Annotated in this window: 6 protein-coding genes and 1 tRNA gene; 3 read left to right on the top strand and 4 right to left on the bottom strand. The window is 62.3% G+C overall.

Annotated elements, in window-relative coordinates; genetic code table 11:
- Position 1 precedes the first annotated feature (1 nt).
- From ACIQTW_RS09075 to ACIQTW_RS09085, 3 genes are all read right to left on the bottom strand, one after another.
- Positions 2 to 2,272, bottom strand: a complete 2,271-nt coding sequence (locus tag ACIQTW_RS09075) for a carbon starvation CstA family protein (protein ID WP_402936340.1) — start codon at positions 2,270 to 2,272, stop codon at positions 2 to 4.
- A gap of 145 nt (positions 2,273 to 2,417) precedes the next feature.
- Entirely contained in the window at positions 2,418 to 2,966 is a 549-nt protein-coding gene (locus ACIQTW_RS09080) for a PadR family transcriptional regulator (RefSeq protein ID WP_402936342.1), read from the bottom strand.
- Between the two features lie 48 nt (positions 2,967 to 3,014).
- Positions 3,015 to 3,998 (bottom strand): NAD(P)H-quinone oxidoreductase, encoded by a 984-nt coding sequence (locus tag ACIQTW_RS09085; protein ID WP_402936345.1) that lies wholly within the window; start codon positions 3,996 to 3,998, stop codon positions 3,015 to 3,017.
- A gap of 101 nt (positions 3,999 to 4,099) precedes the next feature.
- Here ACIQTW_RS09085 and ACIQTW_RS09090 point away from each other — a divergent pair.
- The 3 genes from ACIQTW_RS09090 (at position 4,100) to ACIQTW_RS09100 (ending at position 9,936) form a co-directional block, all read left to right on the top strand.
- Positions 4,100 to 4,187: transfer RNA gene (locus ACIQTW_RS09090), tRNA-Ser, on the top strand.
- A 214-nt stretch (positions 4,188 to 4,401) separates the two neighbouring features.
- Positions 4,402 to 5,187: a VOC family protein gene (locus tag ACIQTW_RS09095; RefSeq protein WP_402936347.1), complete on the top strand. Its 786-nt coding sequence runs from the start codon at positions 4,402 to 4,404 to the stop codon at positions 5,185 to 5,187.
- A gap of 216 nt (positions 5,188 to 5,403) precedes the next feature.
- A complete protein-coding gene (locus ACIQTW_RS09100; RefSeq protein ID WP_402936349.1) occupies positions 5,404 to 9,936 on the top strand; it encodes an ExeM/NucH family extracellular endonuclease in 4,533 nt (1,510 codons plus the stop codon).
- Between the two features lie 112 nt (positions 9,937 to 10,048).
- Here ACIQTW_RS09100 and ACIQTW_RS09105 read toward each other — a convergent pair whose 3' ends face one another.
- Complete coding sequence (locus ACIQTW_RS09105; RefSeq protein WP_402936351.1) at positions 10,049 to 11,998, bottom strand: FAD/NAD(P)-binding protein; 1,950 nt, start codon at positions 11,996 to 11,998, stop codon at positions 10,049 to 10,051.
- Positions 11,999 to 12,009: the final 11 nt, after the last annotated feature.

Genomic DNA, 12,009 nt, shown 5'->3' on the forward strand with positions numbered 1-12,009 from the left:
ATTAGTGGTGGCCGGCCTTCTGTGAACGTTTCTCCGCAGGCAGGGAGTTCCATTCTGCGAGCAACCTCTTCTCGGCAGCCGTCGGGAAGAGCCCAGCCGGTGCGTACACCTTGGAAGGAACAGGCGGGTCTTCATGGTCCTGACCGCCTCCGGCACGGATTGCCTTGATGGTTGCCAAGACGGCGGCGACGATCACGATAATGCTCAGGGTCACGAAGATGACGGAAAGCACGCCCTGGATCATGGTGTTGCGGACCACGGCTTCCATTGCTGCAACGGTCTTGGCTGTACCGAACTCCGTCTTGCCGTCAGCGAGTGCCTTGGAGAACGCCTGATTGTTGGCGAAGTAGCCCACTGCCGGGACTGGCGAAAAGATCTTGTGGAAGCTGGCAGTAATGGTGACTACAGCCGCGAACGTCAGCGGAACTGCCACGATCCACAGCCACTTGAACACTCCACGCTTGGCCGTGATGGCAAGGCACACGGCCAGCGCAATGGCCGCCAGCAGCTGATTTGCTATGCCGAAAAGCGGGAAGAGCGTGTTGATGCCACCCAGCGGATCGGTGACGCCCATCAACAGGACCGCACCCCAGGCACCCACCATGATGGCGGTGCAGAGCCAGGCTCCGGGCCGCCATGAGGCTTCCTTGAACTTGGGAACAAAGTTGCCGATGGAGTCCTGCAGCATGAAGCGGGCAACACGGGTGCCTGCGTCCACTGCGGTAAGGATGAAGAGGGCCTCGAACATGATGGCGAAGTGGTACCAGAACGCCATCATTCCCGGTCCGCCGATGAACTGCTGCATGATGTGCGCCAAACCGACTGCCAGAGTGGGAGCGCCGCCGGAGCGGGAAATAATGCTTTCCTCACCGACGTCCTTTGCCGTTTGGGCCAGCACGTCGGGTGTGATGTTCACATTGGCCAGACCAAGACTGTTCACCCACTGCGCTGCGGATTCCACGGTGCCGCCGGTAAGGGCCAGAGGCGCGTTCATGGCGAAGTAGATGCCACGGTCGATGGAGATCGCAGCAACCAGCGCCATGATGGCCACGAATGATTCCATCAGCATTCCGCCGTAACCGATGAAGCGGGTCTGCCGTTCCTTCTCAATCAGCTTGGGGGTTGTTCCCGAGGAGATGAGTGCGTGGAACCCGGACAGGGCGCCACAGGCGATGGTGACGAACAGGAACGGGAACAGGGCGCCGGAGAACACGGGGCCGTTCTCCCGGCTGGCGAACTCGCTGAACGCAGGGACAGTGATCTCCGGGCGCACCACGATGATGGCTACCGCGAGCATCACGATCACGCCGATCTTCATGAACGTGGAGAGGTAATCACGCGGAGCCAGGAGGAGCCATACGGGCAGGATTGCGGCGATGAACCCGTAGACGATGATGCCCCAGGCAATGGTGACTTTATCCAGGTGGAAGAAGGCCGCACCCCACTCGGTACCGGCGACTGCGCCGCCACCAATGATGGATGCCATCAGGAGCACGAAGCCGATGATGGACACCTCCATCACCTTGCCCGGACGGATGAAGCGCAGGTAAACACCCATGAACAACGCAATGGGAATGGTCATACCCACTGAGAACACGCCCCACGGGCTCTCACCGAGGGCGTTGACCACCACCAAGGCGAGGATGGCCACGATGATGATCATGATGAGCAGCGTGGCCACCAGGGCTGCCGTGCCACCAATGACGCCGAGTTCCTCGCGCGCCATCTGGCCGAGTGAACGGCCACCACGGCGCATGGAGAAGAACATGACCAAATAGTCCTGTACGGCGCCTGCAAGAACGACGCCGATGATGATCCAGATAGTGCCGGGAAGGTAGCCCATCTGGGCCGCGATAACGGGTCCCACCAACGGTCCCGCGCCGGCAATGGCAGCGAAGTGGTGGCCGAACAACACGTTCCTGTCAGTACGGACGTAGTCCTTGCCATCGGCTTTGTACTCGGCAGGGGTAGCGCGGCGATCGTCCGGTTTGAGCAGGTAGCGCTCAATGACTTTGGAGTAGAAGCGGTAGCCGATCAGGTACGTACAGACAGCAGCGAAAACGAACCAGATGGCGTTGACGGTTTCACCGCGCACCAGGGCGAGCATGAACCACGCCACCGCTCCCAGCAGGGAAATAGCAACCCAAAGACCGATCTTGGCGGGGGTCCACCTGCGTTCCTCCGCTTCACGCATCGCATCGTCCACAGCCGGGGCGGGCAGCGTATGATCCAGTCCTTCCGCGAGTCCGGCCTGGTCAGGAATCTTTCCCATATCTCCTCCTTGAGAGCTGCTGCGCTGCCGTGGCACGAACGCGCGTCACGGGCAAGCTAGCAAAGAGGTTCCCTGTTGCATGACGAAACTCACCACAGGACGAACTCCCCGCGGTGAACGGTAGCTATTGTGCGATCAACGGTTGCTAAGCAGTGCCGCCCCCGCCGTTGCCGCGCCCTTGCACCATGCGGGCCTCGCAAAGATCCAACCAGCGGACTTCCGCCTCTGCCTGGAAAATCAATGAATCGAGCACCAGCAGCCAGGCAGTATCCGACGATCTTTGGTTGGCGGAGATCGCCTTCCTCGCCTGGGTATGCTCTTGCAGGGCCTTGACCGAGACCTCGCGTTGGGATTGGATCACCGCAGAGGTATCCACGTCGGGAAGCGTCACTGCGAGCGCCAGCTTGATGGCAATTTCGTTCCTTGGAGGATTGCCCCGGTCCACGGCACCAGCGAACCAGGCCTCAACTTCCTCAGCCCCCGCGTCAGTGATGCTGTAGACGACGTGTCCACCGCCGTCGTCGCCGTCCTTGCTGACTAAGCCATCGCGCTCAAGCCTGTCCAGGGTTGTGTAAACCTGCCCGATGTTCAACGGCCAGGCGGCGCCGGTACGGTCCTCGAATTCGACACGCAGCTCATAGCCGTACCGCGGCTGGTCCTGGAGCAGGGCCAGCAGGCTGTGCCGGATGGACATATGGCTCCTCGCTGCAGTCGGGCGGATGAAAACAGTTGTGCGGACGATTCAGAGGAGAAGGAGCACCTTGCCCACATGCTCCCCGGAGTCGAAATACTCGTGCGCTTCCCGAACATTCGCCAAGGGGAAGGACTTTGCGACGAGCGGCCTGATCCTGCCATCGGTGAGCATGGGCCACACGAACTCGCGCACCGCGGACATAATGATTCCTTTTTCGGCGACCGGTCGAGGCCTGAGGGCTGTTCCGATAACGGCTGCACGTTTGCTGAGGAGCTGACCCAAGTTGAGCTCCGCTTTTGTTCCGCCTTGGAGGCCGATGACGATGAGCCGTCCGTAATCGGCGAGCGCCTCCACGTTCTGTTGCAGGTATTTGGCACCCACGACGTCGAGGATCACGTCGGCGCCTTTGCCTCCGTTGTGCGCTTTGAGGCTTTCAGCGAAGTCTTCTTCGGTGTAGTTGATGGCTATATCGGCGCCGAGGAAGGCCTTGGCGGTGCCGACCTTCTCGTCAGTGCCGGCCGTGGTGGCCACCTTTGCGCCATAGGCTTTGGCCAGCTGGATAGCCATGGTGCCGATGCCACCGGTGGCACCATGGATGAGTACAGTCTCGCCGGGTTGCAGCTGTGCGGTCATAATCAGGTTCGAGTACACGGTGGCGGCAACTTCGGGCAGGGCAGCGGCTGTAACCAGGTCCACGCCTTCAGGGATGCGGAGTACCTGCTCCGCCGGAACGGCGACCTGCTGGGCGTAGCCACCACCGGACAAAAGTGCCACTACTTTGTCTCCAACGGAGAACGCTTTGGTGACGCCGGGGCCGAAAGCCGATATGCGGCCGGAGACTTCCAGTCCGGGAACTTCCGACGCTCCTGGGGGCGGAGGGTAGAAGCCGCGCCGCTGCTGGACGTCGGCGCGGTTCAAACCCGCTGCCACTACGTCAATCAGGACCTCGCCCTCGCCCGGCACCGGCGACGGGACCTCGCGGACTTCGAGGACTTCGGGTCCGCCTGGCTCTGAGATATAGACGGCTTTCATGAAGAACTCCCGGTTTCTTGCTTGTTTTCCAACCCCGGGGCAGGGGCTGGAATACGTGATGTTTTGGAACAGCCAACTCCCTATGAAACACTACTAGGCGAGGAAGGTTGTCCGAGCGGCCTAAGGAGCTGGTCTTGAAAACCAGTGTGCGGTAACCCCGTACCAAGGGTTCAAATCCCTTACCTTCCGCGAATGAGATGCCCCGGGTTCCAGGACCCGGGGCATTTTTGCGTCCAGGGCCGGTCCCGTGGGCATGTATCTGCCGCGAAGATGCCGGGAACTGAGAACTGACAACCGGAAAATCGTTGAAACTGTCAGAGGCCCCGCATAGTGTTCTTCCTGTCTCCACACCGCAGACATCAGCCGCAGCTTTGACCGCGGCATAACAACAGGAGTCTCACTTATGCCCACGCCTGACATCACTCCCGGTTCCCCTTGCTGGATCGACCTCATGACGTCCGATACGGAGAAGGCCAAGGCCTTTTACACGGCTCTTTTCGGCTGGACATATGAAACCGGAGACCAGGAGAAGTACGGCGGCTACATCACGGCTTCCAAGGATGGCCGGATGGTGGCGGGCATCATGGAGAAGCAGGCGGACATGGGCGCCATGCCGGACGTTTGGTCTACCTACCTCCGTACGGATGACATCAAAGCGACCACCGAGGCCGCTGCCGCCAATGGCGGCCAGGTGCTCCTGGAACCCATGGAGGTACCTGAGCAAGGCAGCATGGCCATGTACGGGGATGCCTCAGGCGCCGCTATCGGCGCTTGGCAGTTCGGAGAAATGAAGGGCTACGAAGTTGCGGCGGAGGCCGGAGCTCCCGCTTGGCATGAACTTCTGGCCAAGGACTACGAGTCCGCGGTCACGTTCTACCAGAGTGTCTTCGGCTGGGACACAGAGGTCATGAGCGATACTCCGGAGTTCCGTTACACAACCCTCGGCGCCGGTGACGACGCCAAGGCAGGCATCATGGACGCTTCCGGGTTCCTGCCTGAACAGGTTCCGTCCATGTGGAGCGTGTATTTCGCCGTGGAGGATACGGATGCTGCCGTCGAGCAGGCCGCAGCCCTCGGCGCCACGGTCATGCAGCCCGCTGAGGACACACCATTCGGGCGTTTGGCCACATTGTCGGACCCCACGGGAGCTGTCTTCAAGGTCATTCAGGATTTGGGCCAAACCGCCTAACCATTATCGGGCCCATCAAAGGGCGCTGCCAGGTAGCAGCGTGGACAGCCAGAGAACCCGCCGGCCACCACCGGTCCATCTCCCATTCATTCCGTCGTGTTTCGCTATGCCCGAGCTAAAGGTTTACCCCGGAGTAACTTCCGGAACGCCCGCTTCACAAGACAGCGTGCGTTGTCCACAGGGCCCTACAGGGCTCCCTAATGAAAGTTAGAGCGGATGCATCAACAGCATTGGAAATTAGTTGCAGGAACAGTCCTGTCAGTCGGGTTGCTCGCAGCACCACTGACGGCTGTCCCTGCCCTGGCCGCGGACGATCCCTCCGTGGCCGGCACCTCACCGGTGGTGATCAACGAGGCCTATCTCAGCGGTGGCAGCAGCGGTGCCGCCTTCAAGAATAAGTTCGTTGAACTCTACAATTCCTCGGACGCACCGGTCAGCCTGGCTGGCTGGTCGCTGCAGTACCGGTCCGCGACGGCCACGGCGGCACCCACGGGGATCACCCCATTGACCGGCAGCATTCCCGCCAAGGGATACTTCCTCGTCAAGGGCGCCACCAACAGCGGTACTTCCACGGCACCGGAACTGCCCGCCGCGGATGTCCAGGCAACGGGTACGCTGAACCCCGCCGGGACTGCCGGAACCCTGGTCCTGGCCAAGCAGCCAACCGCTGTCTCTCCGCTTCCGCCGGGGTCGGTGACGGGCAATGCCGCCATCGCTGACCTCTTGGGCTACGGCACCTCCAACACCTTTGAGACCGCCCCAGCCACAGCACCTGCCAGCAACGCGGACGTCAAGAGCCTGAACCGCGCCAACGGCGTGGACACCGACTCCAACGCCGCTGACTTCAGCCTCAGCGCAACCATCACCCCCACTTCCTCCAACGGTGGCGGAACCCCGCCGGTTGACCCCCAGCCGGAGCCCGGCGTTAAAGCCATTGCAGAAATCCAAGGAACCGGTCCGGCCAGTCCCTTCGTGGGCAGCACCGTAACCACCAGCGGCAAGGTCACCGCTGTCTACGCAACGGGCGGCTTCAACGGCTACTACGTCCAAACTGCCGGAACCGGCGGTGAAAGCCCGGGGGCGGCAAGGACGGCGTCGGACGCTTTGTTCGTCTATTCACCCTCGACGACGTCAGCGGTCCAGCCCGGCGACAACGTGCAACTCACCGGTGTCGTCAGCGAATTCGCCAACCAGACCCAGCTCACCGTTGAGGCGGCAGGGTTGCAGAAGCTCACCGAGGCGGCACCGGAGGTAAAGTCCACGCCGTTTGCGCTGCCCGCCAATGAGGCCGCCCGGGAAAGTTTGGAGGGCATGCTCCTGGCTCCCCAAGGTGCCTTTACTGTCACGGACAACTACTCCCTGAATCAGTACGGCGAGATCGGCCTTGCGGCCGGTACGTCGCCCTTGGTACAGCCGACGGCGGTGGCCCCCTACGGTTCGCCCGAATACGCCGCGGTGGTTGCCGACAACGCGCTGCGCGGCATCAAAGTCGACGACGGCGCGTCCACCAACTTCCTCAAGGACGCCACCACCAAAGCCCAGCAGCTGCCGTACCTGACCACATCGGATCCCGTACGCGTTGGCTCCCCAGCGACGTTCCGGACCGACGTCATCCTGGGCTATGGCAACAACTCCTGGAAGTTCCAGCCCCTCACCGCGCTCACTGCGGCCAACGCCGAGTCGGTCCAGCCGGCGAGCTTCACCGCAACCCGGCCCGAAGGTCCCGCGGAGGTAGGAGGCAACCTCAAACTGGCTTCCTTCAATGTGCTGAACTACTTCCCCACCACCGGTGACCAGCTCGCCGGTTGTGTTTTCTACACCGACCGCGACGGCAACCCGATCACGGTCAAGGAAGGCTGCAACGCCCGAGGTGCTGCCAACGCCGAGAACTTCGAGCGCCAGCAGACCAAGATCGTCGCCGCCATCACCAAATCCGGCGCCGACGTCGTGTCCCTTGAAGAGATCGAAAACTCAGCACAGTTCGGCAAGAACCGCGACGATGCCCTCTCCAAACTGGTAGACGCCCTTAATGTCAAGACCCCCGGGGTCTGGGACTACGTGCGCACTCCCGCCAACGCTCCCCCGCTCAGCGACGAAGACATGATTCGCACTGCATTCATCTACAAGAAGGCAGTGGCCGAGCCCGTAGGCGAGTCCATCATCCACAACGACACCGTGGCCTTTGCCAGTGCGCGCAAGCCACTGGCCCAGGTTTTCAAGCCGGTTGACGGAGATGACGACAAGAAGTTCATCGCGATCGTGAACCACTTCAAATCCAAGGGCTCCGCGGCCACCCCGGATGACACGGACAAGGGCCAGGGCGCCTCGAACATTGCCCGCACAAAGCAGGCTGAATCACTCCTCGCTTTCTCCAAGGATCTCCAGGCTTCCAAGGGAACGGACAAGGTCTTCCTCATAGGTGACTTCAACGCTTACGCCAAGGAAGACCCCATTAACGTCCTCACCGCAGCCGGCTACACCGACCTCGAGGCGGGCACCGGCAAGCACTCCTACCTCTTCGGGGGCATGGTGGGCTCCTTGGATCACATCCTGGCATCCCCGTCCGCCCACAAGGTGGTCACTGGAACCGACATCTGGAACATCAACTCCGTAGAGTCCGTCGCACTGGAGTACAGCAGGTATAACAACAATGTGACCAACTATTTTGCCGGGGACGAGTTCCGGGCCAGCGATCACGATCCTGTGGTGGTGGGCCTGAATCTTACTGCTGACGAGCCAGCAACCGTCGACCTGCAGTTCCTGGGTATCAACGACTTCCACGGCCGGATCGACTCCAACACAGTCCTCTTCGCCGGAACGGTTGAGAAACTCCGCGCGGCTGCTGCCCCCGGCGCTACGGCCTTCATTTCTGCCGGAGACAACATCGGCGCTTCCCTTTTCGCTTCTTCGGTAGCGAAGGACCAGCCAACCATCGACGTCCTGAACGCGCTCGAGCTGCAGGCTTCGGCTGTGGGCAACCACGAGTTCGACGGCGGTTGGGCGGACCTGCGCGACCGCGTCGCAGCTGGAGGTACCAACGCGAAGTTCGCCTACCTCGGCGCGAACGTCTACCAGAAGGGCACCACCACTCCTGTCCTGCCGGAGTACAAGGTCCTGGACATGAACGGCATGCGGGTGGCAGTGATCGGTACTGTCACGCAGGAAGTTCCTTCCCTGGTGACCCCGGCTGGAATCGCCGATCTTGAGTTCGGCGACCCTGTGGAAGCAATCAACCGCGTGGCCGCGAAGATCAAAGCCGAAAACCTGGCCGACCTCATCGTCGTGGAAAACCACGACGGCGCTGCATCAGGAACGCCTGAGGGCGCCACGTTGGAGCAGGAAGTTGCAGCCGGCGGGCCATTCGCCAAGCTCGTCAACGAAACCACTCCGGACGTGGCCGCGATCTTCACGGGTCACACGCACAAGGAGTACGTCTGGGACGCCCCGGTACGGGATGCCAACGGCCAGCCGACCGGCAAGACCCGACCCATCGTTCAGACCGGCAACTACGGCGAGAACGTGGGCAGCGTGACCCTCACAGTGGATACCGCAAGCAAATCAGTCACTGCTTACAAGGCCGCCATCGTGGACCGGACAACCGATACCGCTGAAAGCCTCGTCGCTGCCTACCCACGTGTGGCGACTGTGAAGACCATCGTGGACAAGGCACTCGCCGAGGCTGCCGTGATCGGCAACCAGCCGGTGGGCGCAGTGACCGCTGATATCACCACAGCCTTCACCCCGGATCCGGCTGGCGGCGCCCCCAAGCGGGACGATCGTGCGAACGAATCCACGCTCGGCAACTTGGTGGCGGACTCCTTGGTGGATACGCTCAAGGCGCCCGAACTGGGTGCCGCGGAGATCGGCGTCGTTAATCCCGGCGGGCTGCGTAACGAGCTGTACTACGCGCCGGACGGCACCATCACTTACGCCGAGGCTAATGCGGTCCTGCCTTTCGTGAACAACCTCTGGACCACCTCCCTCACGGGTGCGCAGTTCAAGACACTCCTCGAACAGCAGTGGCAGACAAATGCTGACGGGACCATCCCCAGCCGCCCGTACCAGCAGCTTGGAGTGTCCAAGAACGTCAACTACACCTATGACGCCGCCCGCCCGGCTGGTGACCGCATCACCGGCATTTGGGTCAACGGCGCTGTGATCGATCCTGCCAAGCAGTACAGGATCGGGACGTTCAGCTTCCTGGCTACCGGCGGTGACAATTTCCGGATCTTCAAGGAGGGCACGGACACAAAGGACACAGGCCTGGTGGACCGCGATGCGTGGATCAAGTACCTGCGCGAGCACAATCCTGTTTCACCGGACTTCGCACGCCGTTCCGTTGCCGTGGCCAACACCACAGCGGCTGAGGTCAAGGCCGGCGACTCCATTACCTTGGCCGTCACCAAACTGAACCTCACCTCGATCGGAAGCCCGGCCAACGCAACGCTGAACGCCGTCTACGTGGACGCCAAGGGCGCCGCCGTGGCGCTCGGTTCAGTCCCCGTGATCTCAGGGGCGGCCACAGTGGATCTTAAGGTTCCCGCCGCGGCGGCCGCAGGCACCGGCACAGCGGTCCTCACCGCCGTCGAAAGTGGAACCGTGGTGAAGGCCTTGGTGACAGTGGCTGAGAGCGGTCCGAACCCGCCGCAGTGCACCGCCCCTACCAAGCCGTCCAAGTGGTATGACATCGCAGGGTGGCTCCGATACGCCTTTGCGTGGTTGGAGTATCAGAGGTGCCTCAAGGGCTAACCCCTAGGCCATCCGACCTTCCAGAAGCAACAGCAGGGCCCCTCACGATCTTCTTCGTGAGGGGCCCAGCGTTTTCTGAGCTTAATGGCGGTTACGGCCCAGCTGATGTGCGTCATCGTCCGAGAATGCTACGCGCTATCTCATCTGCATCGCGGAGGGTCCGCTGGCCGCTCGCGTACGCAGGTCCGGTGCGCGGACGGGCCTCAGCCGCAATAGCTGTCCCCCACTGCGACGCAGACAGTTGGAGGCCCAGGACATACAAGTTCCTGGTGACGGAACCGTTCGCCGCAAGAGGCCTGTAAGGATGCGGTTCAACGTCGAGGCCTGTGGTCTGCATGGGCGTGCCCTCAACACTCATCATGATCTTTGTGCGCACCAGCCCGTCGGCCATGAGCTGTTCGAGAAGGGGCGACAGGTTGATGCCCACCCTGTTGGCCGGCGACATCGCCTCCACAAGAGTCCTGGCTTCAACCGGAGCGTCGTGCACCCATGGCGAAACCGCCCGGAACACCTTGGCTCCACGGTCCACGCTGAACTTCGGGTCCGGTCCCACGAAACTCACGACGCCGGCGCGCGCCAAAGCGGCTAGCTGCTCCGATCGCAGTGCAGGCGCTCCGCTTGCCAGTCCTTCAACAAAAGATTCGAACCAGCCGCGCAAACCACCCAGCCACGATTCATCGGTGATTCCCCCGTCAGCGACTACGGATTTGAGGATCGCCCTCCCGGTGTGGAGGGCACCGATCGCCATTTTGACAGGGTCCGCCTCGCCCAGTGCTGATCGTCGGGCATCATCATCAAGATAGGCCGTGATGGCGGCGTCCAGCTCGCGCCGGGAAGCGAAGGTCCGCCCAGCGAGCGGCGCCGCGAGCCCCCTCAGGTTCAGCCGGCGGGAGGCGACCACATGTTTTTCCACGACGTTTCCCACCTCGACTTCCCAGTTCGCGGTAGTGTGCGCATGCGGTTGGAGCGCATCCTCAAGGTCGGCGAGGAACTGTGCGGGGTCCTTGATCGCGGCGGGCTGGGAGCGTGCAAGCGTTGTGTAGTAGGCCCAAAGTGCATCCCGGTGAAGCAGCGGCCAGAGGTCATGATCGAACCCCGGTTGGATACCGGCTGCACGGAAACGGTCCACGGCGTCTTCTGTGAGGTAGCGCATGGTGATGCTGCTGGGGTAGTAGCCCGCCAGCCCGGCCTTCGCGCGGTAGGGGGTGCCCCTGCGGGACGCTGCAATGATCCTGGGCTCCCGGCCCGAAGCCCGGTACTCGAGGATACCCGCGCCGGGCGTCCCAGCCTCGACGAACTTGCCCCCGCGCCCCTCCGTCAACTGGCCCATGACATCGAAGAAGTTCAGACCCATGCCGCGGACCAGCACGGGTTCGTTGTCCGGCACGGCCTGCCAATCAACATCGGCAGGCGGGGCGGGCGGGAAGTACACCAGGCCCTGTTCCTCCGCGGCGCTCTTGAAGGCCCGCTGCTCGGGGTTCAGCCGGGACTCGATGTGGCCCAGCGCGAGGACCACGGAACTGACGGTGAGCGTCTCTCCGTTGTCGAGTTCGACGTCGAACCCGTCCTCCTTTTCGCCCTTCAGTGGCTGCGCAGCGACGGCGAGCGCCTCGTGAAAGGTGACCTCGACGCCGTCGGGAAGCCGTTCCAGCAGCCCTGCCAAAGTTTGGCGCAGGTACCGCCCGTACAGCGCGCGGCTGGGGAAGTCGTGCGATTCAAGGGTGGCCAGTTCCGCCTTCTCGGCATCGTTCAGTCCCTGGCCGTCACGACGACGTGCCTCCCGCCACTGATCGAACGAACCACCCGCGAGCGGCGGTGCGAGGTGGGGGTCTTCGGGGATGAGGGTGGGATAGAACGATTGGGTGTTCATCAAGTAGAGGCGTGACTGCTCCGGTTGCCACACGTGCCCCGAACCGGCCGGATAAGGGTCAACAACATCGATGAGAAGGGTGGTTCCTGGTGCGCTTTCCGCAGCCCAATTCGCGAGCAACCGCTCGAGGACACTGGTGCCCCGAGGGCCGGCCCCGATCAGGGCAACACGGTTGGTTTGCGATTTAGCCACGCTCAAGCCTA

The sequence above is a fragment of the Paenarthrobacter sp. NPDC090517 genome, assembly GCF_044769165.1.
GTDB lineage: Bacteria > Actinomycetota > Actinomycetes > Actinomycetales > Micrococcaceae > Arthrobacter.